The 26,888-nt window shown below is 66.6% G+C and carries 22 protein-coding genes and 2 tRNA genes; 9 read left to right on the forward strand and 15 right to left on the reverse strand.

Annotated elements, in window-relative coordinates:
* Positions 1-52 precede the first annotated feature (52 nt).
* Both LQ566_RS09160 and LQ566_RS09165 read right to left on the reverse strand, forming a co-directional pair.
* A complete protein-coding gene (locus LQ566_RS09160; protein WP_231091308.1) occupies positions 53-2,275 on the reverse strand; it encodes an FAD-dependent oxidoreductase in 2,223 nt (740 codons plus the stop codon).
* Between the two features lie 114 nt (positions 2,276-2,389).
* Positions 2,390-5,686, reverse strand: a complete 3,297-nt coding sequence (locus LQ566_RS09165) for a DOMON domain-containing protein (protein WP_231091309.1) — start codon at positions 5,684-5,686, stop codon at positions 2,390-2,392.
* Between the two features lie 179 nt (positions 5,687-5,865).
* On the opposite strand from LQ566_RS09165, the gene LQ566_RS09170 reads away from it, so the two are divergent.
* Complete coding sequence (locus tag LQ566_RS09170; protein WP_231091310.1) at positions 5,866-7,110, forward strand: ROK family transcriptional regulator; 1,245 nt, start codon at positions 5,866-5,868, stop codon at positions 7,108-7,110.
* 2 nt (positions 7,111-7,112) lie between these two features.
* Here LQ566_RS09170 and LQ566_RS17655 read toward each other — a convergent pair whose 3' ends face one another.
* The 4 genes from LQ566_RS17655 to LQ566_RS09190 all read right to left on the reverse strand — a co-directional run bounded on the left by LQ566_RS17655 (position 7,113) and on the right by LQ566_RS09190 (position 10,156).
* The gene (locus LQ566_RS17655) at positions 7,113-8,129 is read right to left on the reverse strand and encodes a HEAT repeat domain-containing protein (RefSeq protein WP_231091311.1); all 1,017 of its coding nucleotides are present in this window, start codon (positions 8,127-8,129) and stop codon (positions 7,113-7,115) included.
* Positions 8,126-8,797: a HEAT repeat domain-containing protein gene (locus LQ566_RS09180; RefSeq protein ID WP_231091312.1), complete on the reverse strand. Its 672-nt coding sequence runs from the start codon at positions 8,795-8,797 to the stop codon at positions 8,126-8,128. The genes LQ566_RS17655 and LQ566_RS09180 overlap by 4 nt, the downstream gene beginning before the upstream one ends.
* A gap of 78 nt (positions 8,798-8,875) precedes the next feature.
* Positions 8,876-9,559 (reverse strand): type 1 glutamine amidotransferase domain-containing protein, encoded by a 684-nt coding sequence (locus tag LQ566_RS09185; protein ID WP_231091313.1) that lies wholly within the window; start codon positions 9,557-9,559, stop codon positions 8,876-8,878.
* A 33-nt stretch (positions 9,560-9,592) separates the two neighbouring features.
* The gene (locus LQ566_RS09190; RefSeq protein ID WP_231091314.1) at positions 9,593-10,156 is read right to left on the reverse strand and encodes a TetR/AcrR family transcriptional regulator; all 564 of its coding nucleotides are present in this window, start codon (positions 10,154-10,156) and stop codon (positions 9,593-9,595) included.
* Between the two features lie 58 nt (positions 10,157-10,214).
* On the opposite strand from LQ566_RS09190, the gene LQ566_RS09195 reads away from it, so the two are divergent.
* Positions 10,215-11,141: an NAD-dependent epimerase/dehydratase family protein gene (locus LQ566_RS09195; protein WP_231091315.1), complete on the forward strand. Its 927-nt coding sequence runs from the start codon at positions 10,215-10,217 to the stop codon at positions 11,139-11,141.
* A gap of 115 nt (positions 11,142-11,256) precedes the next feature.
* Here LQ566_RS09195 and LQ566_RS09200 read toward each other — a convergent pair.
* Both LQ566_RS09200 and LQ566_RS09205 read right to left on the reverse strand, forming a co-directional pair.
* Positions 11,257-11,329 (reverse strand) — tRNA-Ala (locus tag LQ566_RS09200).
* Positions 11,330-11,341: 12 nt separating this feature from the next.
* Positions 11,342-11,415, reverse strand: a tRNA-Ile gene (locus tag LQ566_RS09205).
* 119 nt (positions 11,416-11,534) lie between these two features.
* On the opposite strand from LQ566_RS09205, the gene LQ566_RS09210 reads away from it, so the two are divergent.
* Positions 11,535-12,254, forward strand: a complete 720-nt coding sequence (locus LQ566_RS09210; protein WP_231091316.1) for a VIT1/CCC1 transporter family protein — start codon at positions 11,535-11,537, stop codon at positions 12,252-12,254.
* A gap of 68 nt (positions 12,255-12,322) precedes the next feature.
* Here LQ566_RS09210 and LQ566_RS09215 read toward each other — a convergent pair whose 3' ends face one another.
* The 7 genes from LQ566_RS09215 to dnaA form a co-directional block, all read right to left on the reverse strand.
* On the reverse strand, positions 12,323-12,724 hold the full coding sequence (locus tag LQ566_RS09215) for a DUF3566 domain-containing protein (RefSeq protein WP_231091317.1): 402 nt from the start codon (positions 12,722-12,724) through the stop codon (positions 12,323-12,325).
* Entirely contained in the window at positions 12,721-15,261 is a 2,541-nt protein-coding gene (gyrA, locus tag LQ566_RS09220) for a DNA gyrase subunit A (RefSeq protein ID WP_231091318.1), read from the reverse strand. Before gyrA ends, LQ566_RS09215 begins: the two co-directional genes overlap by 4 nt.
* A 58-nt stretch (positions 15,262-15,319) precedes the next feature.
* On the reverse strand, positions 15,320-17,371 hold the full coding sequence (gene gyrB / locus LQ566_RS09225; RefSeq protein WP_231091319.1) for a DNA topoisomerase (ATP-hydrolyzing) subunit B: 2,052 nt from the start codon (positions 17,369-17,371) through the stop codon (positions 15,320-15,322).
* Between the two features lie 119 nt (positions 17,372-17,490).
* On the reverse strand, positions 17,491-17,973 hold the full coding sequence (locus LQ566_RS09230) for a DciA family protein (RefSeq protein WP_231091320.1): 483 nt from the start codon (positions 17,971-17,973) through the stop codon (positions 17,491-17,493).
* The gene (recF, locus tag LQ566_RS09235) at positions 17,966-19,141 is read right to left on the reverse strand and encodes a DNA replication/repair protein RecF (RefSeq protein ID WP_231091321.1); all 1,176 of its coding nucleotides are present in this window, start codon (positions 19,139-19,141) and stop codon (positions 17,966-17,968) included. Before recF ends, LQ566_RS09230 begins: the two co-directional genes overlap by 8 nt.
* Before the next feature lie 84 nt (positions 19,142-19,225).
* Positions 19,226-20,368, reverse strand: coding sequence for a DNA polymerase III subunit beta (gene dnaN, locus LQ566_RS09240; protein ID WP_231091322.1), 1,143 nt, complete (start codon positions 20,366-20,368; stop codon positions 19,226-19,228).
* 605 nt (positions 20,369-20,973) lie between these two features.
* Entirely contained in the window at positions 20,974-22,377 is a 1,404-nt protein-coding gene (gene dnaA, locus LQ566_RS09245; RefSeq protein ID WP_231091323.1) for a chromosomal replication initiator protein DnaA, read from the reverse strand.
* A 316-nt stretch (positions 22,378-22,693) separates the two neighbouring features.
* Between dnaA and rpmH the strand changes: the two genes are divergently transcribed.
* The 6 genes from rpmH to rsmG are packed head-to-tail and all read left to right on the forward strand — an operon-like array spanning position 22,694 to position 25,831.
* Positions 22,694-22,831, forward strand: a complete 138-nt coding sequence (rpmH, locus tag LQ566_RS09250; RefSeq protein ID WP_067196091.1) for a 50S ribosomal protein L34 — start codon at positions 22,694-22,696, stop codon at positions 22,829-22,831.
* Positions 22,832-22,839: 8 nt separating this feature from the next.
* Positions 22,840-23,175 (forward strand): ribonuclease P protein component, encoded by a 336-nt coding sequence (gene rnpA, locus LQ566_RS09255; RefSeq protein ID WP_231091324.1) that lies wholly within the window; start codon positions 22,840-22,842, stop codon positions 23,173-23,175.
* Positions 23,172-23,534 carry a membrane protein insertion efficiency factor YidD gene (gene yidD, locus LQ566_RS09260; protein ID WP_231091325.1) on the forward strand — a complete coding sequence of 121 codons (363 nt, stop codon included), beginning with the start codon at positions 23,172-23,174 and terminating at the stop codon, positions 23,532-23,534. The genes rnpA and yidD overlap by 4 nt, the downstream gene beginning before the upstream one ends.
* Complete coding sequence (gene yidC / locus LQ566_RS09265) at positions 23,531-24,676, forward strand: membrane protein insertase YidC (protein ID WP_231091326.1); 1,146 nt, start codon at positions 23,531-23,533, stop codon at positions 24,674-24,676. Before yidD ends, yidC begins: the two co-directional genes overlap by 4 nt.
* 13 nt (positions 24,677-24,689) lie before the next feature.
* Positions 24,690-25,187: a Jag family protein gene (locus LQ566_RS09270; protein WP_231091327.1), complete on the forward strand. Its 498-nt coding sequence runs from the start codon at positions 24,690-24,692 to the stop codon at positions 25,185-25,187.
* A gap of 2 nt (positions 25,188-25,189) precedes the next feature.
* The gene (gene rsmG / locus LQ566_RS09275; RefSeq protein WP_231091328.1) at positions 25,190-25,831 is read left to right on the forward strand and encodes a 16S rRNA (guanine(527)-N(7))-methyltransferase RsmG; all 642 of its coding nucleotides are present in this window, start codon (positions 25,190-25,192) and stop codon (positions 25,829-25,831) included.
* The last annotated feature ends 1,057 nt before the right edge of the window (positions 25,832-26,888 follow it).

The raw sequence follows: 26,888 nt of genomic DNA on the forward strand, positions 1-26,888 counted from the left end.
CATCATGCCCCGCGACGCCGTACGGACGGTGCGTCTCTCCGGGGAACGGCGGTCAGCCGAAGACGCGGATGGATGCCACCATCACGCGCGAGGCACCATTGGTCGCCGTGACGACGAGGCGGAGGGCATCGGCGGATGTACTGGGGATGTCGTGGACGCGCCGACGGACGCGATTGTCCGCGACCCGGACCACCTCACGCCAGCCGCGCGCGTCTCGCATCTCGACGCGATAGTCGCGGACCAGCTCGGGCATCACCGGGAACGGCGTGGTGTGGTGATGCAGATTGATGAGGTCCTCATGGACGTCGTCATTGAAGATCAGCTCGATGCGAGCGATGCTCACATCGCGGTGCCAATCCAGGCGCAGCCACTCCTGCTCACCGAGCGTCTCGGAGCACCAGAGCTGCGGTCCGGCGAAAGGACGGGCGAGTCCCCCCACTGCTCTGCGCGCTTCGTATGCCGCGGTCACCGGTTCCGCCCGGAAGCGCGGCGAGCGCCGACGCAGTTCGCGTGCGGACCACTCGTTCGTCTGTGCATCCGCCATGACGACCCCGGGCTCGCGGGCAAACAGGCCCAGCACGCCGTAGGGAGGCGTCTCGTCACCCACCACGACGGCGAGGGACGGATTCCGGCGCACCAGCACCACCACGTCCTGGGGTCGGTCCGGTGCGAAGTCGCACCGGACCGGCAGCTCGTCGTCGCCGCCCCGGAGGACCACCTCCCGCCGCATGATGAGGTCGACGGGGATGTGGTTCAGCCCGTTCCTGGTCCCCCACAGCTCGACCACCGCCGTGGTCTCCGACTCGACGTGGACTCCGAGCGTGACGGTGTCCAGCCGCGGATCCACCGGCAGGAGCAGAGCGAAGTCAACGTCGGCGAGCGGGATTCGCTCCCCCTCCCCCGCACTGGCCAGCTCCCTCGCCGTGGTGGAGGCTGTCACCTCCGCCGTCAGTGCCAGATCGGCGGGGTCGTCCCATTCGATGCCGAGGACGGACGCGTCCTGACGGATCAGAGTCCGGTGCAGCTCCGCCCGGTGCGATCGCACGAGTTCACGCGGGGTCACCCCGTGACGGACCGCGAGCGCCGCTCCGGTCCCCGCAGCCTCGCCGGTCACGGCACAAGTGGCCATCACCCGAGTCGTCCCGAACGCGACGTGCGTTGCCGAGATGTCGCGGCCGGCCATGAGCATGTTCGACACGTTCACCGAGTAGAGCGAGCGGAAGGGGATCTCATAGAGTCCCGGTCCGTGCAGGTGCCGCGATCCCGCATCGTCGGAGTACACGCCTCCGGGCGGATGCAGGTCGATGGACCACCCGCCGAAGCCCACGTTGTCGGGGAACCGGGTCTGTTCAAGGATGTCCTGCTGGGTGAGCACGTGGTCGCCGACGAACCGGCGATACTCCCGCTTCCCGGGGATCGTTCCGACCCATTCCAGCGTGAGGGTGTCCGCGTCGAACTCACCGGAGTTCTTGATGTGGTCCCAGATCCCGAAGACGACACCCCAGAGCTCGTCTCGGATGGCCTCATTGTCATCGACGGCATTGCGTTCACCGCCCCATTCGATCCACCAGTAGTCGCACCCGTTCATGGCGGTGTCGATGTGCCGACGGATCGGGATTCCCGCCGCCACGACGTCGCGTGCGACGCCCGGAGGGATGAACCGCACGGGGGCGCCGGTGTCCTTCGTATAGAACAGGATGGTGCTGCCGAGCATCCGGCCGTCCGCGGTCTCGGGCGCCCAGTCCTCGCCATGCGCGGCCCGGTCCTCCCGCCCGCTCATGAAGCGAGCCCCGGCCAGATAGCCGACCAGGCCGTCACCGGTGCAGTCGATGAACACGGGCGACTCGAAGCGGATGAGCTTCTCCGATCCGCTCTGCCATCCGGTGACCGAGCGGATCATGCGGCGATCCTCGGGACCGTCCGCGTCCACCTCGTGCACATCGGTGTTCAGGAAGAGCGTGATGCGCTCCTCGGCGCGCACAGCGTCCAGCAGCACGTGATCCCACAGGATCGGGTTCCCCTCCGGGTTGCGCCATTGGTTCTCCAGGAACAGCTCGCCCATGATCCCGGTCTCCCGTGCGAACTTCTGAGCGCCGTGCGCGGCGGCACCCACGATCCACACGCGGACCTCACTGGAGGAGTTGCCGCCCAGGACCGGCCGGTTGTTGATCAGCGCGACGCGCGCACCGTTGCGCGCCGCAGCGATGGCGGCCGCGACGGCCGCGGGGCCGCCGCCGATCACGGTGACATCGGCGTCATGCGTCAGGCGCTGCATGGCTCTCCAGGGTAGTGGGTGGAAGAAGGGGACCGTGCGGGGCCCGGGGGTCCCGGGCCCCGCCCGGGTGGGCGGGGGGGGGCGGGGGGGGCCCGGCCCCCCCACGGTTCGGCGTCAGCCGACCAACTGCACCGACTTGAACAGCGCCGGGTTCTTCGGGGCGGCGCCGACACCCGCACCCCATTCGAGCCATCCGGAGCGTGCGTCAGTCCCGGGCACATTGCCATCGGCGTCATTCACGAGGAACGACAGACCCCACGCACCCGTCGGAGGCGCATCGAATCCGAGCGCGGACCACGGCACCGACACGTCGTAGGTCGTCGTGCCTGCCGCGTCGTCACGAACGATGTCCGCCACGGCGCCCGGGGTGAGACCCGCCGCCTGGCCGGTGGGAGCGGTGAACGTGTAGACCACCGGACCGCTCGCGTACAGTGCCGCGGCGATCTCCACACGCTCTCCACCCAGCGTCGTCGGGAACAGGTCGTACGTGTTGAACTGGATGGAATCCGCCTGCCAGCTCAGCGCGGGATCGGTGCGATCAGCCTGGTGCACGTCATCCGTGATCACCGCGTGCAGCACGAGCGCGTCATCCGTCGCCGTGAAGCGCAGCGAACCGCCCAGGTCCGCGGTTCCGGTGCGCGTTCCGGTGCGGATCGCATTCCACTTGCCGAGGGTGTTCAGATCGATCGGGTTCAGCGTCGGCGCGTCGTCCTTCTCGATCGGCGAGAAGCTGAGCGGGCCCGTGTCCGAGCGGGTCAGAGCGCCGGAGTGCGCCGCGACGGAGTACGTCTGGGTCGCGAACAGCTTCGGGTCCGCGATCGGTACGGAGACGGTGACGGTCTCGCCCGCGGGCACGGTGACCGCATCGGACACCGTGCCCGACTGCGTGCCGATCTTCCAGTCGATGTCATCGATGGTGACGTCGGTACCAGCGGCGTTGTTCACGATGCTGACATCCAGCCCATACGTGTAGCCCTCCGCGCTGGTCTGGATCGAGGGCCGTGCCGAGACGACATACGGATCGACCACGGTCGTCGCGCGACGTGTCTGTGCCACGAGACGGCCCTTCTTGTCGGTGAGCGTGACCGCCACCTCCCGCTCACCCAGACGCAGGGTGCCGGGGAGGGTGAAGGACGCCGACTTCTCAGAGGCGAGGTTCACCTCCTGCACCACGCCAGAGCTCTCGATGGTCAGCGGACCTCCTGTGATGTCGTCACCGGCGGTGACGGTGATCGGCAGATCGGCGCCCTGCACCCACGTCTCAGGCACATCCAGGGTGACCGGACTCGTCGCGGGCGCCACCGTCACCTCACCCTTCACGAACACGGGCGATCCGGTCAGCACGAGCGTCGACACGCCCTTCGGGTAGGTCGTGGCGCGCCCGAACTGATCGATCAGCGTGAAGCCGTTCTGCGCATCCACGCTGACCGCGTCGGTGCCGGTGCTCCACATCGCGCGCGTCGTCTCCGTGGCGTTCGCGGTGTCGTAACGCAGGCTGTACGCCGACGCCGAACCGAGATCCTCGCGACCGGTGAGGTGCTTGCCCACCGTCTGACGGATGGCCACCGCCTGGGACACGAAACCGGGCTTGGGGCTGATCCCGTGGACACCGCCGTAGGTGTAGTTGTCACCCGGGCACTTCCACTGGAAGCACGCCGTGTCATCGGCGCGGTTGATGAGGCCGAAGCGATCCTCGCGTTCACCCGCGTTGAATCCGTCGTCGTAGAGGTCGTACCAGAGGTACTCGTCCGCCCCGGCGAGCTGCGCGAGCAGCGGACCGCGAATGGCGTAGTCCGCCTGCTGGGCCTGAGTGGAACCCGCGTTGTGCGTCGGCCAGCCGTTCTCCGTGATGCGCACCGGGATGTTGCGATCTCCGTCAGCGGCATCGATCATTGCGGTCAGTTGTTGCAGGTTCGCAAGTTCCGTGGTTGCCTCCGGCGCCGTGCCGGCGCCATTCTGCGCATAGCCGTAGAAGTTGGTGGCGTAGGTGTCGAGATGGTCGAGACCGCCCTGAGCGATGAAGTCCTGCGCCCAGGCGAGCTGGATGCCCGCCGTGATCGGGGCGATCACGTTCGCGTCCGGGTCGGCGGCATGAGCTGCGGCGCGTGCCGGCTTCAGGATCTGCAGGTAGCACGCGGCGGTCAGCCCGCAGGTGCCGTTGTTGAAGCCGGTGGAGTTGTACTCGTTGAGGATGCCGATGTCGTGCGAGTCGCCCGCTGCACTGTAGTGCGCGGCGGTTGCGCCCACATACGCGGCGAAGGCGGCGATGGCCTGCGGGCTCGCGGGCGTCCGGTTGTTGTCGTAGAGCGGGCTGGTGAGACCGGCGTTCCACATCACCTGCTGGCCACGATCCGCGAGCGCGCCCACGACGCGCACGCCCTCGCTGTCGAAGGAGTAGTTCCCGGCGGTCTTCTCCACCTCACTCCAGGTGGTCTCGATGCGGCTCATGCCATATCCGGCGAGGACCATGGCGTCGATGAGCGCGTCGGTGTGCGCGCGCGGCTGGTGTCCGCGATGGATCTGCGTTCCGAAGAAGGCGTCCTCGCCATTCCAGCCTGGCGGCGGGTCATCGAGCACGGCCAGGGAGGTGGTCCGCGTCACCGGATATCCGACGTCCGCGGTGACGCTGAGTGTGTAGTAGCCGAACGGCAGGTCGGTGAGATCAATCGCCCCATCACCATCGGTGACCGTCGTCGTCCCGGTGCGCAGTTGCACATCGTCCGCGTCGCCGAGTCGCCACGTCACTTCATCCGCGGGAGTCGCCACCTGCACGGAGGCCTCTCCCGTGTGGAAGATCAGGGAGGAGTTCATGATCGCGAGCGAGTCGAGCGCGGCGACCGGCAGATCGCTGAACCGCACGTCGATGCGGGAGATGCACACGGGTGGAATGGCACCGTCCGCTGCCTGCACCTGGAGCCGGAAGTCGGATCCGTTCGCCCGGTTGGTGAACTTGATGTCGCTCAGCTCGAACGAGTGCGTGCGCCAGGTGCCGGTGTCGGTCAACCGGTACAGACTCGAGTTCGCCCAGGCGTTGGTGGTCGAGTTGTAGTTGACCAGCATGTTCGAGGTGCCGGCGTCGTAGTAGTCCATCGTGACGATGGCGCGCTTCGCCCCACTGGGGATCACCGAATCCGCGACGTCGACGTAGAGGTACCGGACGGCGGGGTCATTGCGCATCTGCCAGCACTCGCGGCCATCCACCGCGGTGGCCACCATCCCCGCCGTGGCGGAGTTGTCCCCCGGCCGGACGCCGTTGATACCGGTCAGCTGCGGTGTGGCCGTGAAGACCGCGGTGGCATCCGCCGTGGTCGCCATGGCCGGGGTGGGCGACATCGCCACGAACCCCGCTGTGACCAGGGCGAGCGCCACTGCGCCGGCCCTGATCGATCTCAACTTGCCCACGTCAATCATGCAAACTCCTTCGTTTGGGACGATCCAGACTTACTTCATCAAATGTATGGACTAACGTGAGACTGAAGGCTAGCCACCGATCCGCGTCGACCGCAAGCCCCTCCGACCCTTCTTCAACCCGCTGGAATAAGGTGGGGGAACGCAGACGCGGCTGTCTTTGTTCGATTCGAGGAGCTCCAGTGACGCAGAACCACAGTCGCGGCACCAACATGCCGCGGGTCGCAGACTTCAACGAGGGCATCGTCCTGAGTTCGATCCGTCGCTCTCCCTCGGGACGCAGCCGGGTGGAGCTGACGGAGGAGACCGGCCTGTCCGCCCAGACCGTGTCGAACATCTGCCGGCGGCTGCTCGACCAGGATCTGATCGTGGAGACCGGCAAGCAGGCGGTCGCGTACGGCAAACCCCGCACGATGCTCGAGCTGAACCCCTCCGGCTGCTACACGGTGGGCGTGCACATCGATCCGGCCGTGATCACGTACGTCCTCCTCGACTTCACGGGTCGCGTGGTGGTGGACGCCAGCCATGAGACCCCCGCCGTCCAGGACCCCGGCGCCGTCGTGTCGCAGATCACCACGCAGATCACCGCCCTGATCGCGGAGGCGCCGATCGATCGTGAGCGCATCATCGGCATCGGCATCGCATCCCCCGGTCCGGTGGATGTGGCCCGCGGCCTCGTGCTCGATCCGCCGCACCTCCCCGGCTGGCAACGCGTGGCCCTGCGGGACGAGATCCGCGAGGCCACGGGCCTGCCCGTCCTGCTGGACAAGGATGTGACGGCGGGCGCCGTCGCTGAGCAGTGGGCCGGAGCGTCCGTCGGTCCGCGAGACTTCGCCTTCCTCTATCTGGGGACGGGTGTCGGCCTCGGAATCGTCATCAACGATCAGGTCGTGCGCGGCATCTCCGGCAACGCGGGCGATGTCGGGCTCCTTCCGGTGTCCTCCGAGGAGTTCGGCGATCGCTACACCGGCAACTTCCGCGCGTTCTGGCAGTCCGGCTCACCGCAGAGCCTGGCGGAGCAGGCGGTGGCAGCCGGTATCCTCCCCGCTGGCACCGACATGTCCACGCCCGTTCTCGCCGAAGCGGCCTTCCGCGAGCTGTGCGCGCGAGCCGACGCCGGCGACGCCGGCGCCCAGGGTCTCCTCGAATCCGCCGCACGCTCCACCGCGTCGGCGATTCTCACGATCACCAATCTGCTGGACATCGACTCGATCGTCGTCGGCGGTGCGATGTGGGAGCACGTCTCGGAACGCTTCCTCGCCACGATCCGCCCTCTGGTCGCGCAGCACTCCATCGCCCGTCAGCTCCACGAGGTCACGATCGAGGGCACGGCGCTCGGTGCCGATGTTGCCGCCATCGGCGCGGCGTGCCTGGTGCTGGACGACAAGTTCTCCCCGAGCCCCGCCACGCTGCAACTCGGGCGCTGAGATCACAGCGACTCCCCCGCGCCGTGGGAGTCGAGGACATACTGCGCGGTCAGCGCGGTCGCACGGTCTTCGTCATCGAGCAGGCTTTCCAGGACCGGACGGGTGACCGCGGGCGGGTAGGGGACGAGCGCGGCGGCCAGCCGCCGCCGAGCCGGGGCCTCCGCCGACGACAGCGCCTGCGCGACGACGTTCGCCGCAACATCGATGAGCCCGGTGCGATCGGCCAGCGCCGCGAGAGCATCCGATGCGTCGACGTCGCCCTGTCCGCTTCGGATCAGCTCCACCAGTGCGGCCATCGAATCCGCCTCGTCGTCTTCGGCGCGGGCGATGATCGCCCGTCGCCGGACCCGCTCATCCGGATGGCTCGCCGATTCTCTGATCACCTGACGCGCGGCTGGGCTGTCGATCTTCACCAGCGCGTCGAACGCACGGCGCCGTCGGCCGGGGTCATCTGACCCGAGGGCATCGGCCAGCGCGGGAACCGCGGCGTCGCCGGTACGCGCAATCGCCCATTGCAGAGCACCGGCGGCGTCTTCCCCCTCCTCACGGAGCATCGCATCGATCAGCACCGGGAGGTCGCGCTGGTCCGCATCCTGCGTCCGCAAGGCGAGTCGCTGGCGTGCAGAGGCGTCCGACTTCTCCAGCCGGTGCATGAGGTGGATCGTTCGCAGCACGTCATCCCAGCTCCGCGGCTCGGTCGCGGTGATCCCCTCCAGGCGATGCACGAGTTCCTGTGCCTGCACGATCTGGCGACGGGTCTGCTCCACCACTCTCGTCACCACGATGGCCGGATCGAACTCACGATCATCGATCACCTCACTGATCTCTGCGAGGCTCAGCCCGAGCGACCGCAGGCTTTCGACGTGCAGAAGCCGGCGCATGTCCTCATCGGAGTACTCCCGGTAACCGCCCGTCGTGCGACCAGACGCAGAGACCAGCCCGATTCGGTCGTAGTGGCGCAGCATACGAGCGGAGATGCCCGAATGCCGCGCCACGTCGCCGATGAGCACGACGCTCACTCCCCCGGAGCCGGAGCCGACCGAAGCGCCACGACGCGTTTCGCCTCGGCGATCGCGGACTCGAACCCGGTTTCGGGATCGGCCATGATGGCCAGCGTGGCAGCGGCGTGCGCGCCCACGGCTGGATCGGCGTTCTCGATCTCCGCCTCAACGATCGGCTCGACGAGGTCACCGAGCACGGCGAAGGCGCGGCTAAGGCTTCGCTGGGTGTCGGCATCACCCCGGCCGAGCTGGGTGACCAGCTTCCGGGCGAGATCCGCTTCCTCCCCCGACGGTACGAGTCCCGCCGCGGTGCGCCACGCGGCACGGGCCACCTCGACGTCCGCGTCCGTCAGCAGGTCGTCCCGGAGGGCCGGCCAGGTTCGCCGGTCACCGATCTTCGACATCGTGTGCAGAGCCTGGCTCCGCGCCCGGGCGGATGGCGAGGAGAGTTCCGGCAGCAGTCGCGTCACGGTCAGGTCGCGATCCTGGCGGGTCAACGCCCAGGTGAGCATGTCACGGACGAAGAAGTCCGCCTCGTGCTGGCAACGTTCCACGAGCACCGCGACGTACGCGGGATGCGGGCTGGTGCCCGCGGCGAGAGCCGCCTGAAGCCGGGCGGATGCGTCCGGTCCCCACAGCGCCTCCCGGAGCCGTTCCCCGGGGCTCACGTTTGTGTTCTCTGTCATCTTCTGACCTCCGCTCACCACCATCCACCTTGTCACCGTGACAAGGTCAAGCCAGCAGATGACATCGGTTCGAGGTCGTCAGAGCATCCCGGCGACGAGCCGTGCCGTGGCTTTCGCGGATCCCGGGTTCTGTCCGGTGACCAGACGACCGTCCACGACGGTGTGAGAAGCGAACGGCAGCAGGCCCTTCTCGTACTGCGCACCGCGGGCGATCATCTCCTCTTCGGCGTTGTATGGCACGAGCTTGTCCACGCGCGCCAGCACCTCCTCACGCCAGGCGAACCCGGTGAGTCTGCGCCCCGCGACGAGCAGCGACCCATCCGAGAGCCGGGTGTTCAGCAGACCGCAATATCCGTGACAGACGGCGGAAACGATGCCGCCGCCCTGCCAGATCTCGCGGGTGATCCGTTGCAGCCCTGCACTGTCGGGGAAGTCGTACATGACCGCGTGACCTCCGGTGAAGAAGATCGCGTCGTAGTCGCCGGCGTTCACGTCGGCAGGCGCGAGCGTGTCCTCCAGGAGTGCCATGCGAGCGGGATCCTCCCGCCATGCCCGCGCGGAGCGATCATTATTGGGAAACGTGAGCGACCTCGGCTCCAGCGGCACCGCACCGCCGGCAGGACTCACGATCGTCTGTTCGAAGCCTCGCTCCTCGAACACCTGCCGGGCGTGAGTGAGCTCGGAGAGCCAGAGTCCCGTTGGGTGTGATGGATCGTCGTAGTGTCCGACGTTCGTCACGACGTTCAGGATGCGTCGGGTCATGGTGCACCTTCCTTCTGCGAGTAAGGGCTGTTGTCAGATGAGTGCCGCGAGGGCGGCGCGCACCCGGTCAGCGCGCTCCTCACGTGAGGCGGCGCGCAGTTTGCCGTCAAGGAAGAGGAACGCCAGGCCGTGTGCCGCGCCCCACAGCCCGGTGGCGAGCGCGACCGGGTCTCGATCGGGGAAGAGCGCCGCGGTCGCGCGCGCCAGAAGGTCGTGCAGCCGTTCCGCAGCCAGCACGCGCTCATCGTTGGCGTCATCGCACTCCTTGCCGAACATCACGCGGAACAGTGCGGGATGATCGGCGGCGAAGTCGACGTACACGACCGCGAACTCCAGGAACTCCTGCGGCGACTCCGGCAGAGCACCGTCCGGGGCGAGGAGGTCCCACAGGTCCCGGAATCCCTCCGCAGCCACGGCGGACTCCAGGGCGTCGCGATGGGGGAAGTGCCGATACGGCGCGGTCGATGAGACACCGACCTCTCGCGCCACAGCACGCAGCGAGAATGCCTCACCGGACTCCAGTGACCGGCGCGCCGCCGCCACCAGCGCGGCGCGAAGATCCCCGTGGTGGTACGGACCCGCTGATGATGTTGACACCGCTAACTTCCCCTCCTTATGATGTGAACACCGTTAACATACCGCATGAAGGGGAATCGTGCAGACCATACTCGGAGCGAACGGGCAGATCGCCATCGAGCTCGCTCGGGAACTGCATCACCGGGCAACGGACGACATCCGGCTCGTGAGCCGCAACCCGCGCGCGGTCAATCCCACCGACCATCTCGTGAGCGCCGATCTGCTCGATCCCGCCCGTACGGCGCAGGCCGTTCGGGGCAGCGACATCGTGTACTTCACTGCGGGGCTGCCCGCCGACACCGAACTCTGGCAACGCCAGTTCCCCACGATGCTGCGTAGCGCGCTCGACGCAGCGCGCGCGGCCGGGGCCGGTTTCGTGTACTTCGACAACACCTACATGTATCCGCAGGACGCACGGGTGCAGACGGAGGACACCTCCTTCGCCCCCGTCGGGCCGAAGGGCCGAGTCCGCGCCGACATGGCGGAGATGGTCCTGGAGGAGATGAACCGCGGCGACATTCCCGTCCTCATCGCCCGCGCGCCGGAGTTCTACGGACCGGGGCGCACCCAGAGCTTCACGAACACGCTCGTCATCGACCGGATCGCGGCCGGCAAGAGGGCACTCGTACCCGTGCGCGACGACCGTCGCCGCACGCTCATCTGGACTCCCGATGCCAGTCGCGCGCTGGCGCTCCTGGGCAACACCGCCGACGCTTTCGGCCAGACCTGGCACCTTCCCACGCCGGAGGAACACCCCACCTATCGGGAGTTCGTCGCCCGCGCCGCGAGCGTCTTCGGCCGCCCCCCGAGGCACACGGTGGTGCCTCGCTGGGCGCTGAGCGCTGTCGGGGCGTTCTCCCTCGGGGCGCGGGAGATCCGCGAGCTGCTCCCCCGCTACGCCCAGGACAACCTCTTCGACTCGGCAAAGTTCCGTACCCGCTTCGCCAACTTCGCCGTCACCGATCACCGATCCGGACTCGAGATCATCCGAGCGGCCGTCGCCTGAGCCGCGCGAAAGATAGGAGCGCACTTCTGAAGCGGATCGGGGGTGTGTTCTCGATCCTTCCCGCGGGAAACGACAGAAGCCGAACCCTGAGGGGTTCGGCTTCTGTCTGTAACTGTGGAGCCTAGGAGATTCGAACTCCTGACATCTTGCTTGCAAAGCAAGCGCTCTACCAACTGAGCTAAGGCCCCGAGATGAGGGAGTGGGGGTACCAGGACTTGAACCTGGGACCTCTTCATTATCAGTGAAGCGCTCTAACCGCCTGAGCTATACCCCCGAGCTTGCGCTCGGCAACCATACGAGTTTAGCCCACAGATCGACGCAACGCGAAATCGGTCGGGTTTGCACGGCTGTTTCGCGTTGCCCGGGCGTGGCGCAGTGCGGTTCACTGAACACATGAGCACCCCTACATCCCATCCCGGAGAAGCCCACGACACCCGCCTCAGCCAGCGATTGAACTGGCTGCGCGCCGGCGTCCTCGGCGCCAATGACGGCATCGTCTCGGTTGCCACCCTCGTGGTGGGCGTCGCTGGGGCGACGGCGGAGGTGGGCGCATTGGTCACGGCCGGTGTCGCCGGTCTCGTCGGCGGTGCGATCTCCATGGCGCTCGGCGAATACGTCTCGGTCAGCAGCCAGCGCGACAGCGAGCGAGCTCTCATCGCGAAAGAACGCCGGGAGCTGGCCACCATGCCCGACGAGGAATTCGCGGAGCTGGTTCAGCTCTACCGCGACCGGGGGCTCACGGAGCAGACCGCGCACCAGGTGGCCACGGAGCTGACCGCGCACGATGCGCTCGCTGCACACCTCGAGGTGGAACTGCACATCGATCAGGATGATCTGGTCAATCCGTGGCACGCGGCACTCTCGTCCGCCTTGGCCTTCACCATCGGCGCACTATTGCCGCTGCTCGCCATCCTGCTGACCCCGATCGGGTGGCGCATCCCGGTGACATTCGCCGTGGTGCTTCTCGCGCTCGCGAGTACGGGGACCATCGCGGCGCGCATCGGCGGCAGCTCGCCTGGACGGTCCGTGCTGCGACTGGTTTTCGGTGGAGCGCTGGCACTGCTCGCAACATGGCTCATCGGCACCCTGCTGGGGACGACGGGGCTGTTCTGAGGACGACCGACTGGTCCGGAAACGAAGAAGCGCCCCTTCCGCATCGGCGGAAGGGGCGCTTCTTTCGGTCAGTTGGAGGTGAAGCCGACCAGCAGGCCGCCGGTCACCTTGACCGCGAGGTTGTAGACAGCGGCGGCGATCGCGCCCAGCACTGTCACCACGATCAGGTTGATGATCGCCACGACCGCACCGAAGGCCATCACCTGCGGCAGGCCCAGGTAGCTCTTCAGGACGAACGACGGGCTCAGGCTCGAGATCAGCGAGGAGACCGTGTCCACCACACCGGTGGTGGAGACCACCGTGTAGATGAGGAAGAACATCACGACAGTGACGACCGCGACAGCGACGGCTGCCAGGAAAGACAGCTTCACCGCAGACCAGAAGTCGATGTAGACCAGCCGCAGGCGCACCTGCTTCGTGCTGGACTTGTTGCTCGACTTCTTGGCGAGCTTGTCAGCTACCGTGCTCATTCAGCACCCTCTCCGGACGTCTCGGACGACTCGGTGTTCGACTCGTCCTCTTCATCGCCGAGACCCCGCTCACTGTTGCGAGCGATGGCGAGAATCCGATCGTCCTTGCCCAGCCGGGCGAAGACCACACCCATGGTGTCACGGCCCTTCGCCGGGACCTCGGCCACGGCAGAGCGTACCACCTTGCCACTGGCAAGAACCACGAGAACCTCGTCGTCCTCGGCCACGATCAGGCCGCCCGCAAGATCTCCACGGTCATCGTTCAGCTTGGCCACCTTGATGCCCAGACCGTTGCGTCCCTGGACCCGGTACTCGCTCACCGCCGTGCGCTTGGCGTAGCCGCCCTCGGTGACCACGAACACGAAGCTCTCCGGCGCCACGACGGATGCCGACAGCAGGCTGTCATCGCCGCGGAACTTCATTCCGCCGACGCCTTCGGTGGTGCGGCCCATGGGGCGCAGCGTGTCATCATCCGCGGTGAAGCGGACCGACATGCCGTGCCGCGAGATCAGCAGGATGTCGTCATCGCCGTTGACCGCGAGCGCGGAGACCACCTCATCATCCTCACGCAAGCGGATGGCGATGACGCCGGCCTGACGGTTGGTGTCGTAGTCGCTGAGCGCCGTCTTCTTGATGCGACCCTGACGAGTGGCCAGCACCAGGTACTCCGCGGAGGTGTAGTCACGCAGATCGAGGATCTGACGGATCTGCTCGTCCGGCTGCATCGCGAGGAGGTTCGCGATGTGCGAGCCCTTCGCATCGCGCCCGGCCTCGGGGATCTCGTACGCCTTGGTGCGGTAGACCCGGCCCTTGTCGGTGAAGATGAGCAGCCAGTGGTGCGTGGTGGTGACGAAGAAGTGCTCCACGACATCGTCAGCGCGCAGCTGCGCACCCTTCACACCCTTGCCACCGCGGTGCTGCTGACGGTAGTTGTCGCTCCGCGTGCGCTTGATGTATCCACCGCGGGTGACGGTGATGACCATCTCCTCCTCGGGGATGAGGTCCTCGACGCTCATGTCGCCGTCGTATCCGTGGAGGATGTGGGTGCGTCGCTCGTCGCCGAACTTGTCGACGATTCCGGACAGCTCTTCCGAGACGATCGTGCGCTGGCGGGCGTCGGAGGCGAGGATGTCCTTGTAGTCCGCGATCTTCGCACGCAGCTCGTTGGCCTCATCGATGATCTTCTGGCGCTCGAGAGCGGCGAGACGACGCAGCTGCAGCTGCAGGATGGCGTCGGCCTGGAGCTCGTCGATGTCCAGGAGCGCCTGGAGTCCTTCATTGGCCTCGGCGGTGGTGGACGAACGGCGGATGAGCGCGATGACCTCGTCCAGGGCGTCCAGCGCCTTGAGAAGGCCGTCGAGGATGTGCATGCGCTTCTCGGCCTGAGCCAGGCGGAAGGCCGTACGACGACGGATCACGTCGACCTGGTGCGCCACCCACAGCGTGATGAAGCCGTCCAGCGGCAGCGTGCGCGGTACACCGTCGACGATCGCCAGCATGTTGGCGCCGAAGTTCTCCTGCAGCGAGGTGTGCTTGTAGAGGTTGTTCAGCACGACCTTCGCCACGGCATCGCGCTTCAGCACGATCACGAGGCGCTGACCGGTGCGGTCCGAGGTCTCGTCGCGGATGTCCGCGATGCCGGTGATCTTGCCTTCACGAGCCAGATCGCCGATCTTCACCGCGAGGTTGTCGGGGTTCACCTGGTACGGCAGCTCGGTGATCACGAGGCAGGTGCGACCCTGGATCTCCTCGATGTTGACCACCGCTCGCATCGTGATCGAGCCGCGACCGGTGCGGTACGCCTCCCGGATCCCCTTCGTGCCCAGAATCTGCGCGCCGGTGGGGAAGTCCGGGCCGGGGATGCGCTCCATGAGCGCGTCCAGAGTCTCCTCACGGCTGGCCGTCGGATTGGCGAGCACCCACTGCGCACCGGCCGCGACCTCGCGGAGGTTGTGCGGCGGGATGTTCGTGGCCATGCCGACCGCGATTCCGACGGATCCGTTGACCAGCAGGTTCGGGAACCGCGCCGGCAGGACCGTGGGCTCCTGGGTCTCACCGTCGTAGTTGTCGGTGAAGTCGACGGTGTCTTCCTCGATGTCCCGGACCATCTCCAGCGCGAGAGGCGCCATCTTGGTCTCGGTGTATCGCGGAGCAGCCGCCCCCATGTTTCCGGGTGAGCCGAAGTTGCCCTGGCCGAGTGCCAGCGGGTAGCGCAACGACCACGGCTGGACGAGGCGCACGAGGGTGTCATAGATCGCCGAGTCACCGTGCGGGTGGTACTGACCCATCACCTCGCCGACGACGCGGGCGCACTTGGAGAACTTCTTGTCGGGACGGTAGCCGCCGTCGTACATCGCGTAGATGACGCGGCGGTGCACCGGCTTCAGGCCGTCACGGACATCCGGCAGCGCTCGGCCGATGATGACCGCCATCGCGTAGTCCAGGTAGCTGCGCTGCATCTCCAGCTGCAGGTCGACCTGGTCGATCTTGCCGTGGTCGTGCCCGTCGACGATGTTCTCGCCGTTCTCGTCCGTCATGTTCGTTCTCTTCGTTCGTCAGTTCTGCGTCGTGGGCAGGGCGTCGTGGGCTTCCGGATCAGATGTCCAGGAAGCGGACGTCCTTGGCGTTTCGCTGGATGAAGTCTCGGCGGGACTCGACGTCCTCGCCCATCAGCACCGAGAAGATCTCGTCGGCGGCAGCCGCATCCTCGATGGTCACCTGGCGGAGCGTACGGGTGGCGTGGTTCATCGTGGTGTCCCACAGCTCACTGGGGTTCATCTCGCCCAGACCCTTGTAGCGCTGGATGCCGGCGTCCTTCGGGAGCTTGCGACCATCCGCCTGGCCCGCGGCCATGCGCGCGTCGCGCTCCTCGTCGCTGAACACGTACTCGTGCTCGCCCTGGGTCCACTTCAGGCGGTACAGCGGCGGCATCGCGAGGTACACGAAGCCGGCCTCGATGAGTCCGCGCATGAAGCGGAACAGCATGGTCAGCAGCAGGGTGGTGATGTGCTGGCCGTCGACGTCGGCATCCGCCATCAGCACGATCTTGTGGTACCGGGCCTTGTCGATGTCGAACTCTTCGCCGATGCCCGTGCCAAACGCCTGGATCATCGCCTGGACCTCGCGGTTGGCGAGCGCCTTGTCGAGACGCGCGCGCTCCACGTTGAGGATCTTCCCGCGTAGGGAGAGGATCGCCTGCGTGTGCGGGTCGCGCCCCTGCACCGCGGAACCGCCTGCGGAGTCACCCTCTACGAGGAAGATCTCGGAGATCGAGGGATCCTTGCTGGTGCAGTCCTTGAGCTTGTCGGGCATCGCGGCCGACTCGAACACGCTCTTGCGGCGCGCGGTCTCGCGGGCCCGACGCGCCGCCATGCGGGCGGATGCGGCGTCGATGGCCTTGCGGACCACGTTCTTCGCCTGCACCGGGTTGCGCTCGAACCAGTCGCCCAGCTCGTCGCCGACAACCTTCTGCACGAACGCCTTGGCCTCGGTGTTGCCGAGCTTGGTCTTGGTCTGTCCCTCGAACTGGGGCTCCGAGAGCTTCACCGAGATGACCGCGGTGAGTCCTTCGCGGATGTCCTCACCGGTGAGGTTGTCGTCCTTCTCCTTGAGGAGGTTGTTCGCGCGCGCGTACCGGTTCACCAGCGTGGTGAGCGCAGCGCGGAAGCCCTCCTCGTGCGTCCCGCCCTCGTGCGTGTTGATGGTGTTCGCGTAGGTGAAGACGTTCTCGGTGTAGGAGGTGGTCCACTGCATGGCCACCTCGAGCGAGATCTTCCGTTCGCTGTTCTCCGACTCGAAGTCGATGATCTCGTCGTTGACGACATCGGCCTTGCGCACCCGGTTGAGGTACTCGACGTAGTCGGTGAGCCCGCGCTCGTAGTGGAAGACGTCGCTCGGCTGGACGATCTCGATCTTGCCCTCGCCGAGGTCCTTCTCGTAGGCGCTCGCCTCGCGCTCGTCGCGCAGCGCGATGCGCAGGCCCTTGTTGAGGAAGGCCATCTGCTGGAAGCGGGTGCGCAGCGTGTCGTAATCGAAGTCCGTAGTCTCCGTGAAGATCTCCGCGTCCGGCCAGAACGTGATGTGCGTTCCGGTGTCCTCGGTCTCTTCACCCTGCTCCAGCGGCCCCTCGGGCACCCCGCCCTTGCTGAAGGTCTGACGCCACGCGTACCCCTGCCGGCGCACCTCCACCTCGAAGCGCGTCGACAGCGCGTTCACCACGGACGAGCCGACGCCGTGCAGACCGCCCGAGACGGCGTACCCGCCGCCGCCGAACTTGCCTCCGGCGTGCAGGATGGTGAGGACCACCTCGACGGTGGACTTCGTGGGATCCGACGCATGCGGATCCACCGGGATGCCACGGCCGTTGTCGATGACGCGGATGCCGCCGTCTGCCAGGATCGTCACATCGATGTTGTCGGCGTAGCCGGCGAGCGCCTCGTCCACCGAGTTGTCCACGATCTCGTAGACCAGGTGGTGCAGACCGCGCGGGCCCGTGGAGCCGATGTACATGCCGGGGCGCTTGCGGACCGCCTCCAGGCCCTCGAGGATCTGGATCGCGTCGGCCCCGTAGTCGCCGCGGGGGGTTGAGTTCGTCCCCTGTGCGTCGGTCGTGTTCTCCGGCTGGTTTTCAGGGGTGTCAGACGTCATCGCTCAGGTTGCTCCAGATCTTCCAAAGGCAACCTCCATCCTATCAAGAAAGCGGTCCGCCAGCGCCCTGAACGCGCCTGTACGCGCACAGAATCGTTGCGCAGGGGATCGTACGTGGGTCAGCCGTAGGTATCGCGCGGGCCCCGCCCTGGAGCCGTTCTGGGGCCCCAATTCCACGAGGGGACGTCCGGTCCGAGAAAACGGATGCTCTGCACGCCGGCCTCCGGGTGACGCAACTGGATCTGCGTCAGGATGTGCGAGCGCATCAGCTGGAGCTGCTTCGTCCATGCCGTGGTGTCGCAGCGGACGGTGAGGACGCCGTTGACGTACGACACCGCCTCCGTGTGGGCGGCGGTGTCGGGACCGGCCACCTCCGGCCACTGCAGGAGGAGGTCCTCCTGGGCCAGTTGCGGGTTCCAGCCCGCCTGCTTGGTGAGCGCGGCCAGGGCATCGCCCAGTCCCTGCGGATCGCGCCCGGGCATGAACGGCGCATTCGCATCATCCGGATCCACGCGGGTGCGGCGCTTGCGCCGCTGCGGGGCCTTCAGTCCGCGCAACCGCAGATAGGTGGCCAGCGTCTCCGGGACCTCGTCGTCACTCATCGGCGTCTTCCGGTGCCGATTCATCGATGCCGATGATGGTGCCGTGCTGCACCCGCACCGTCCGGGCGCGCAGCCCGATCGGCACGTCCTCCTCCACGGCTGAGGTGATGATCACCTGTTCGTAGTCGGCGACGAGGTCGGCCAGCCGGCGGCGGCGGTCGGCGTCCAGCTCGGCGAAGACGTCATCGAGGATCAGGACGGGGTCGCCCACTCCGGTCTCCTCGCGCAGGAGCTCGGCCGAGGCGAGACGGAGAGCGAGCGCCACCGACCAGGACTCGCCGTGCGACGCGTATCCCTTCACGGGCAGTCCGCGAACCTGAAGAAGAAGATCGTCCCGGTGCGGGCCCACGAGCGTGAGTCCGCGTTCGAGCTCGGCCGGTCGTTTCGCGGCGAGAGCGGTGCGGAAGAGATCGGCGGTGCTGCCGTCGGCCGCCGATTCGGCGGTGGTCTCGTCGTCCTCGGGCTGAGCACCGGTCACCGAGAGCGCCCACCCGAGGCCGGGATGATGATCCTCACCGGCAATGGCCGTGTACGCCGCGGCGAGCGGAGCGGCCAGCTCCTGTGCCAGCGCCGTGCGCGCGTCGATCAGCTGCGAGCCGAGTGTCACCAGCTTCTCGTCCCAGACATCCAGTGTCGACAGCCCTTCGCCCCGGACACCACGTGCACGCGCCGACTTCAGCAGAGCATTGCGCTGACGGACGACCCGCTCGTAGTCGGCGATGATCGAGGCCATCCGCGGGCGGCGCTGGATGAGGAGCTGATCGGTGAAGCGCCGACGCGATGACGGCTCCCCCCGGACGATCTGCAGATCCTCCGGCGCGAAGAGCACGACGTGCGCGTATCTCGGCAGTTCAGCCGGCTTGACCGGCGAGCCATTGATCCGCGCGCGGTTGGATCCCTGTTTGTTCAGCTGCAGCTCGAGCTGCACGCGACGCTCACCGTGCGCGAGGCGGGCGCGCACAAACGCCGCGTCCTTGCCGTTTCGCACCATCGGGGCGTCGGCGGAGACGCGATGTGAGCCGAGGGTGGCCAGATAGGCGATCGACTCGGCGAGATTCGTCTTTCCCTGGCCGTTGCGGCCGACGAAGACGTTCGAGCCGGGAGCCAGCGGGACATCCGCGTGCTCATAGTTGCGGAAGTCGGTGAGGCTGAGGTGCTCCACGAACATACGTCAACGATCTCCGTGCGCCATCGCAGAACGGCGTGAGCAGCTCACGCCGTTCGCTGCGAGCCGGCGCGTCAGCATCGCGGCTCAGCGCAGCAGCAGGTTCGGCTGCAGCAGGTACTTGAAGTTGTCGCCGCTCGCGCCCTCCACCGACGTCTGCGCGGTGATGAGCACGGGGCTCAGCTTGTTCGCGTTGTCGCTGGAGGTGAACGTGATGCGGGTGAACTCGCTGCGCACCGCCGACAGGGCGTCCTGCAGGTACTGCGGGTTGAGGCCGAGAGTGACGTCGTCGCCGCCGGTGAGGGTCGCGTCGACGGTCTCGGATGCGCGAGCCTGCTCATTGCCGGAGGCGTCCATCGTGACGCCGTCGGCGGAGAACGTGAAGCGCAGCGGGGCGGAGCGGTCGAGCACCAGCGCCACGCGACGCACGGCCTCCATGAGGTCGGCGGTGTTGACCACCGCGTAGTGCTCGGTCTGCTCGGGGAACAGGCGACGAACCGGCGGGAAGTTGCCCTTGATGAGCAGCGAGGTGACGGTCTTGTTGCCGGCGGTGAAGGCGATGATCTCGCGGTCCGACGATCCGGAGAAGGCGACCGAGATGGTGTCGCCGTGGGAGAAGGTCTTACCGACCTCCTGCAGTGTCCGAGCCGGGACGAGAGCGCTGGTGTCGGCGGCCTGTCCGTCCCACGCGATGTCACGGACGGCGACGCGATAGCGGTCGGTGGCGACCAGGCTGAGCTGTGTGCCGCTCACCTCGAGCAGCACACCGGTGAGGACCGGGGTGACGTCATCACGCGATGCGGCGAAACCGACCTGTGCGATGGCGGTGGCGAAGTCCTCCGCAGGGACCAGACCGGACTCGCCGGTGACCTCGGGGATCGCGGGGTACTCGGCGACGGGCATCGCAGCCAGGGTGAACCGAGCCGAACCGCACGTGAGCACGATGGTCCCGTCGTCCTCCACCGCGATCTGGATCGGGGCGTTCGGGAGACGGCTGGCGATGTCCGAGAGCAGGCGACCGTGCACGAGGATCGTGCCGGGCTCGTCCACCGTGGCCTCGATCGTGGTGCGTGCGGAAGCCTCGTAGTCGAACGCCGACAGCGACAGACCCGACTCGGTGGCCTCGATCAGCACGCCCGCAAGGATCGGCTGCGGGTTGCGCTGCGGCAGCAGCTTCACCACGAACGACACAGCTTCGCTGAAGACATCACGATTGACGTGGAACTTCACGACCGCTCCCTCTGCTCATCCCGGTTCCCGGGTTTCCCATGGTAGTGCCCGTGTCTGCGGAGTCCATGACCGACCTCGACCCGGCCACGCACCCTCCCCCTCCATCCCCAAGGTGATCGAACCGGGCTTCATTGAGAGAGATCTGGTTAACAGTGTTAACGCTTGTGGAGACTGTGGATAACTCAGTGCTTTCCAGTCGAGACAAGGGATTGCGACGCGGGACTCCTGTTGAGAGCGGTGGAAAGCCCCGAGAAATCAACGATCGGCGCGAACGCGTTAACGCGGAAGTTGTCCACAGGCTGCTCCGAATCGCTCACAATCACCCACCGTATCGTTCGAGTTGTCCACAGGTTATCCACATGGGGATTTCATGGCGTGTCGCAGGCGTGTCGTCGCGGCCCGAGGTGTCCGCGTGCCGCGGTTTCTCGCACCCTGGCGCGGTTTTCGAGGTCGCGAACGAGGGGGCGCTGAGCGTCCGCGTGTGCCCGTTGGTGAGGGGTGAGAGGGGGTGAGCGCTGTGGATGGACCTGTTAACTCAGCGGTTAACTGCGTCGCGGTTAACCCAGTCGCCCCGTGGCGGAGTCGCGTGCTGGGTGAGCGTCGTTTCAGCGGCGTCCGAGCTGGGTGGTGATCTCGCTCACCTGGTTGAAGATCGAACGGCGCTCCTTCATCAGGTCGCTGATCTTCTTGTACGCGTACATCACCGTCGTGTGGTCGCGGCCGCCGAAGAGCTGGCCGATCTTGGGCAGCGAGAGGCTGGTCCGCTCACGGCACAGGTACATCGCGATCTGCCGCGCCGTGGCAACGGCCTGCGAGCGGCTCGAGCCGTAGAGGTCATCGACGCTGAGCTTGAAGTACGCCGCCGTCGCGTTGATGATGTCGGTCGGCGAGATCACATTGGTCTCGGTCTGATCGATGATGTCACGCAGCACCGTCTGGGCGAGCGTAATGTCCAGGCTGGAACGGTTGAGGCTCGCGAAGGCGGAGACGCGGATCAGGGCGCCCTCGAGCTCCCGGATGTTCGAGGAGACCACCGTGGCGATGTACTCGAGCACTTCGTCGGGGATCTGCAGGCGTTCGCTCTGCGCCTTCTTGCGAAGGATCGCGATACGCGTCTCCAGGTCGGGCGCCTGCACATCGGTGATCAGTCCCCACTCGAAGCGACTGCGCATGCGGTCCTCGAAGCCGGTGAGCAGCTTGGGCGCCACATCGGAGGTGATCACCACCTGCTTGTCGTGGTCGTGCAGGGTGTTGAACGTGTGGAAGAACGCCTCCTGCGTCTCCGCGCGTCCCTGCAGGAACTGGATGTCGTCGATGAGCAGGATGTCGACGTCGCGATACCGCGCCTGGAAGGCCGCACCGCGGTTGTTCGCGATCGAGTTGATGAAGTCGTTCGTGAACTCCTCGCTGGACACGTACCGCACCCGCACGCCGGCGTACATGCTGATCGCGTAGTCGCCGATCGCGTGGAGGAGGTGGGTCTTGCCGAGACCGGAGTCACCGTAGATGAACAGCGGGTTGTAGGCCTTGGCCGGTGCCTCTGCCACTGCCACGGCAGCGGCGTGGGCGAAGCGGTTGGACTGGCCGATCACGAAGTTGTCGAAGGTGTACTTCGGGTTGAGGCGGGTGTCGCTGCGAGAGGAGAACGAGGGCACTGCTGCCTGAGAGGGCGCCGGCGTGGAGGGCGTCTCGATGATCGGCGCGATCTCATCGGGTGCGGCTGCCAGCGGCAGGTTCTCCAGCTCCGGGTTGACGACCACGCGGAAGGTGCTCGCGGCGGGCTGGGCGTCCACGGTTGCGAGCGCCTCGAGGATCGACGCGCGGATGCGCTTGATCTGGACGGCGGTGAGGTCATTGGGGACGTCCAGATAGAGCGTGCCGCCCATGATCCCCTGCGCCACAGCGAGGTTCAGGAAGCCTCGCAGCTGAGGGGTGACCCGCTCGTCCGTGTCCAGGTGTGCGAGTACCGCTCGCCAGACGGGTACGTCCGGGATCTCCTGCTGCGTCATGTTCGTCCCCCTCCAATGGTCTGATCTCGGCACGGCTGCCGGTCACGTCGGGGTGGACCTGTGGATAACTCGTGCTGGAGACACGCTAAACGAGTGGCCGGGCGAGAGCAAACTCCTTGTGGGAACTCGGTGCGCGTCGCTGCTGTCGACTGGGCATCACCTGGGGATAATTGTCTGTTCAGCCCGCTGGTTTGCACGGGAGCACCCACTCGACGTAGCCTAGATCGGTTGACTTGTGCCTGTTAAGGCACGAGCCTTTGTCCGCACGTCTCCGGTCGCAGTGATCCCGGGTGACAGCATTTCCGGAGTTAACACTATGAGCAAGCGCACTTTCCAGCCGAACAACCGTCGTCGCGCCAAGAAGCACGGCTTCCGCGCCCGCATGCGCACCCGCGCCGGTCGTGCCATCCTTTCGGCACGCCGCGCCAAGGGCCGCGTCGAGCTCTCGGCGTAACCCCCTCGGTGCTCGCGCGTCCGCATCGTCTCACCCGCGGCGCCGACTACAAGTCGGTCGTCCGTCGGGGAGGTCGATGCGCGGGCCCGTCGACCGTCACGTACGTGATCCACTCCGGTGAGGATCGTCCGGCACGGTTCGGGTTCATCGTGAGCAAGCAGGTGGGTGGAGCCGTGGTGCGCAATACTGTGCGCCGCCGGTTGAAGGCCATTTGCGCGGAGGCTCTGCCCTCCGTGCGACCGGGCGCGGATGTTGTCATCCGCGCCCTTCCGTCGTCTGCCGGCACGGGATTTCCCGAGTTGCGCGATGAGGTCGTTCGCTGTCTCGGCAAGCGCGCATCATGAGTGTCCTCCCGGCGGCCTACACCGGCACGGCGCGCTTCGCGGGTCGTGACTTCTTCCGTTCGATCCCGCTGTGGCCGCGCGATGCCACCCTGGCTCTCCTGTTCGCCTACCGTAAGGTGATCTCGCCGCTCTACGGCGAGGTGTGCAAGTACTACCCGTCCTGCTCGGCTTACGGCGTGGGTGCCGTTCAGCAGCACGGCGCGGTGAAGGGCATGGCCCTCGCCGTGTGGCGGATTCTCCGCTGCAACCCCTGGTCACTGGGCGGCGTCGATGACGTCCGGCCCCACAAGCACTTCCACTACGGACTCACCACGCGTGGGTTCGTCGTGCCCTCCTCCGCAGAAAGGACCGCTTCGTGACGAATCTCCTGTTCGCCGCGGCCAGCGCCACGCCGAGCCCGTCTTCTTCCGCTGCTGCGGGTGGTGGGTTCGACCTCATCAGCATCATCCTCTGGCCGCTGAAGTGGGTCGTCGAGCTCATCCTGGTGGCCTGGCACTGGCTGTTCTCGTCGGTGGGGATGAACCCGGCCGGCGGTCTGACGTGGGTGCTGTCCATCGTCGGTCTGGTGATCGTCGTGCGTGCCGCCCTGGTGCCGCTGATGGTCAAGCAGATCAAGTCTCAGCGGCGCATGATGGAAATCGCGCCTGAGATGAAGAAGATCCAGGACAAGTACCGCGGCAAGCGCGACCAGCTCTCTCGTGAGGCGATGAGCCGCGAGACCATGGCGCTGTACAAGAAGCACGGCACCAGCCCGATCTCGGGATGCCTGCCCATCCTCGTGCAGATGCCGATCTTCTTCTCCCTGTTCTCGGTGCTGCGTGATGTGAAGGCGCACGCCGACGCCGGGAAGGGCGGTGTGTTCTGGCTGTCGCCTGAGCTCACCCAGCAGTTCAACGACGCGAAGCTGTTCGACGTCGCATCGCTGCACGACTCGCTCGTCGACGCATGGACCAAGCACACCGAGGGCTGGCAGGTCACGGTCACGATCCTGGTGATCCTGGTGATCCTGATGATCGCTTCGCAGTTCATCACGCAGCTGCAGATCATCTCGAAGAACCTGTCCCCCGAGGCCAAGACCGGCCAGGCCTACCAGATGCAGCGCATCATGCTGTTCATCCTGCCGTTCGCCTTCGTCTTCTCGGGAGTCTTCTTCCCGCTCGGTGTGGTCATCTACTGGTTCGTGTCGAACCTCTGGACCATGGCGCAGCAGTTCATCGTGATCCGCAACCTGCCGACCCCGGGCTCGGAGGCGTGGAAGGAGCGCGTGGCGCGCCTGGAGCGCAAGGGCAAGACGCTGGACCCGAAGGGCAACGTCATCTCGATCGCCGAGTACGAGGCCGAGCAGCAGCGCCTGTATGAAGAGGCGGAGCGTCTGAAGGCTCAGCAGCCGAAGCGCCAGCAGCCGATGGGCAAGAACCGCGCGAAGAAGCAGGCGCAGAAGCAGCCGGGCACGAGCTCCCCGGAGACCCGACCCGCACGTCCCGACGAGTCGTCGAAGTAGGAGAAGATCAGACATGACCGATTCCCCCGTCTCCGACGACCGCACGCCCGCAACCGTCGCCCAGCTTGAGGAAGAGGGCGACATCGCGGCGGACTACATCGAAGGTCTGCTCGACATCGCCGACATCGAGGGTGATCTGGAGCTCGATGTACGCCAGGGGCGTGCGTACGTCTCGGTGGAGTCCGATGACGCCACGCTGCGCGTACTGTCGGACCCCGACACCGTGCAGGCTCTCCAGGAGCTCACGCGCCTCGCCGTGCAGAGCAAGACCGGACGTTTCTCGCGGGTGATCCTCGATGTCGGCGGCTCTCGCGATGCCCGCCAGGTCGAGCTCACCGCTCTCGTCGATCGCGCCATCGCACGTCTCGACGAGGGTGCCTCTCAGGCGTCGCTGCCGTCGATGTCGTCGTACGAACGAAAGCTCGTGCATGACATCGTGGCCGAGCGAGGTCTCGTGTCCGAGTCCTACGGTGAAGGCGCCGACCGCCACACCGTCATCCGCCGCGCCTGATCGTGACCGGCGAAGGCACCACCGCAGTGGTGGAGACAGAGCCCGCCGCTGCGGTTCTGCTGTTCGGTGACCGCATCGAGCTGGCCCGGCGGTTCACCGCGGCCCTGGCTGCCGAGGGCGAGGAGCGTGGACTCATCGGTCCGCTCGAACTCCCCCGGCTGTGGACGCGACACATTCTGAACAGCGCCATCGGTGCTCCCCTGTTCTCCGGACGGGTCGCCGATGTCGGCTCGGGTGCCGGCCTTCCGGGCCTGGTTCTGGCGATCGCGCGTCCCGATCTGGAATTCACGCTCATCGAGCCGATGGAGCGCCGGGTTGCGTGGCTCACCGAGCAGACCGAGGCGCTCGGGCTGTCGAACGTCACGATCTTCCGTGGCCGTGGTGAAGAGTTCGGAGACGACGGCACCTTCGACGCCGTCACTGCTCGCGCTGTCAGCGCACTTCGGACCCTCATTCCCTTCACGGCTCCCCTGGTTCGTGATGGCGGCGAGCTCATCTTGTTCAAAGGCACCTCGGCGCCCAACGAGATCGCTGCTGCCGAGAAGCCGATCCGCAAGTTCAAGCTGTCAGATGTACGCGTCGAGGTGCTCGGCGAGGGCGTGCTGACGGAAACGACTCGCGTCGTTCGAGCCACCGTCCGATAAAACCCTGATCAAATCTGGTTTCCCTTCATTCTCGCGCTGTGAGAGCGATTCTCCGCGATTTGTGATGTGAGTGGACCTGGGGTCCGCCGTGATCGGGGGCATTTCGGCCCGGTTCGTGTCTTCGCGTTCGCGGGTTGACTCATCGACGTCGGCGTGAGTTGATCCTTCGGTGCTCGGTGCTCGGTGCTCGGTGCTCGGTGCTCGGTGCTCGGTGCTCGGTGCTCGGTGCTCGGTGCTCGGTGCTCGGTGCTCGGTGCTCGGTGCTCGGTGCTCGGTGCTCGGTGCTCGGTGCTCGGGGTCCGGGGTCCGGGGTCCGGGGTCCGGGGTCCGATGTCCGGTGTCCGATGTCCGGTGCTCGCTCCGCACATGATTAATACACGTTTCAGGCTAGGCGCGGCTGCCGTTCTCGATGGGCAGGCGGCGCGAGTGCCGTGTTCTGGAGCATGGACGCCATCCCTCACACCTTGTGCTGCCAGTCGCACGGGGTGCGCAGTCCGGGAGGATGTGGCCGCTGGGTTCGCGGCTCGTGGCTGGTTGGCCTCTCCTGGCTACGGTTCGCCACGAGGGTCTGCCGGAGGCCCGGGGTGAGTGCTGAGCTCTGGTAGTCGGGTGGTCGGGGCTCGTGGATGGCGCGCTCCCGAGGTAGCTGGGTGCAGCGACATCGTGGTTTGTGACGGGCGGATGGCCTGGAATGGAGAGCTTTCCCTGGCGTCCTCCTGCTCGTGAGTCATCCGCAGTTCCCTCCCGGACCGCCGGTGGTTGCCAGGCTCATACGGTCAACTCTCCCCTCACTCGCGGGCTGGCGAAGCGGACCACCATTGACCGGTGAGCTCGGTCCCGGCGTCTCCTCAGGTCGCGCGCTTGGTGCCGCGATCCTGGTTCCGGGCGCATGCGCTTCCGTGTTCCGGATTGTCGGGCTATGGGGCACTGTGCCTGTTGCCTGTTGCCTGTTGCCTGTTGCCTGTTGCCTGTTGCCTGTTGCCTGTTGCCTGTTGCCTGTTGCCTGTTGCCTGTTGCCTGTTGCCTGTTGCCTGTTGCCTGTTGCCTGTTGCCTGTT

The organism is Microbacterium nymphoidis (assembly GCF_021044885.1).
Taxonomy (GTDB): Bacteria; Actinomycetota; Actinomycetes; order Actinomycetales; family Microbacteriaceae; genus Microbacterium; species Microbacterium nymphoidis.

Coding starts and splice junctions, on each gene's coding strand:
- LQ566_RS09160 (WP_231091308.1), bottom strand. CDS start 2,275: ATGCAGCGCCTGACGCATGACGCCGATGTCACCGTGATCGGCGGCGGC.
- LQ566_RS09165 (WP_231091309.1), bottom strand. CDS start 5,686: ATGATTGACGTGGGCAAGTTGAGATCGATCAGGGCCGGCGCAGTGGCG.
- LQ566_RS09180 (WP_231091312.1), bottom strand. CDS start 8,797: ATGACAGAGAACACAAACGTGAGCCCCGGGGAACGGCTCCGGGAGGCG.
- LQ566_RS09185 (WP_231091313.1), bottom strand. CDS start 9,559: ATGACCCGACGCATCCTGAACGTCGTGACGAACGTCGGACACTACGAC.
- LQ566_RS09210 (WP_231091316.1), top strand. CDS start 11,535: ATGAGCACCCCTACATCCCATCCCGGAGAAGCCCACGACACCCGCCTC.
- LQ566_RS09215 (WP_231091317.1), bottom strand. CDS start 12,724: ATGAGCACGGTAGCTGACAAGCTCGCCAAGAAGTCGAGCAACAAGTCC.
- gyrA (WP_231091318.1), bottom strand. CDS start 15,261: ATGACGGACGAGAACGGCGAGAACATCGTCGACGGGCACGACCACGGC.
- gyrB (WP_231091319.1), bottom strand. CDS start 17,371: ATGACGTCTGACACCCCTGAAAACCAGCCGGAGAACACGACCGACGCA.
- LQ566_RS09230 (WP_231091320.1), bottom strand. CDS start 17,973: ATGAGTGACGACGAGGTCCCGGAGACGCTGGCCACCTATCTGCGGTTG.
- recF (WP_231091321.1), bottom strand. CDS start 19,141: ATGTTCGTGGAGCACCTCAGCCTCACCGACTTCCGCAACTATGAGCAC.
- dnaA (WP_231091323.1), bottom strand. CDS start 22,377: ATGACGCAGCAGGAGATCCCGGACGTACCCGTCTGGCGAGCGGTACTC.
- rpmH (WP_067196091.1), top strand. CDS start 22,694: ATGAGCAAGCGCACTTTCCAGCCGAACAACCGTCGTCGCGCCAAGAAG.
- yidD (WP_231091325.1), top strand. CDS start 23,172: ATGAGTGTCCTCCCGGCGGCCTACACCGGCACGGCGCGCTTCGCGGGT.
- LQ566_RS09270 (WP_231091327.1), top strand. CDS start 24,690: ATGACCGATTCCCCCGTCTCCGACGACCGCACGCCCGCAACCGTCGCC.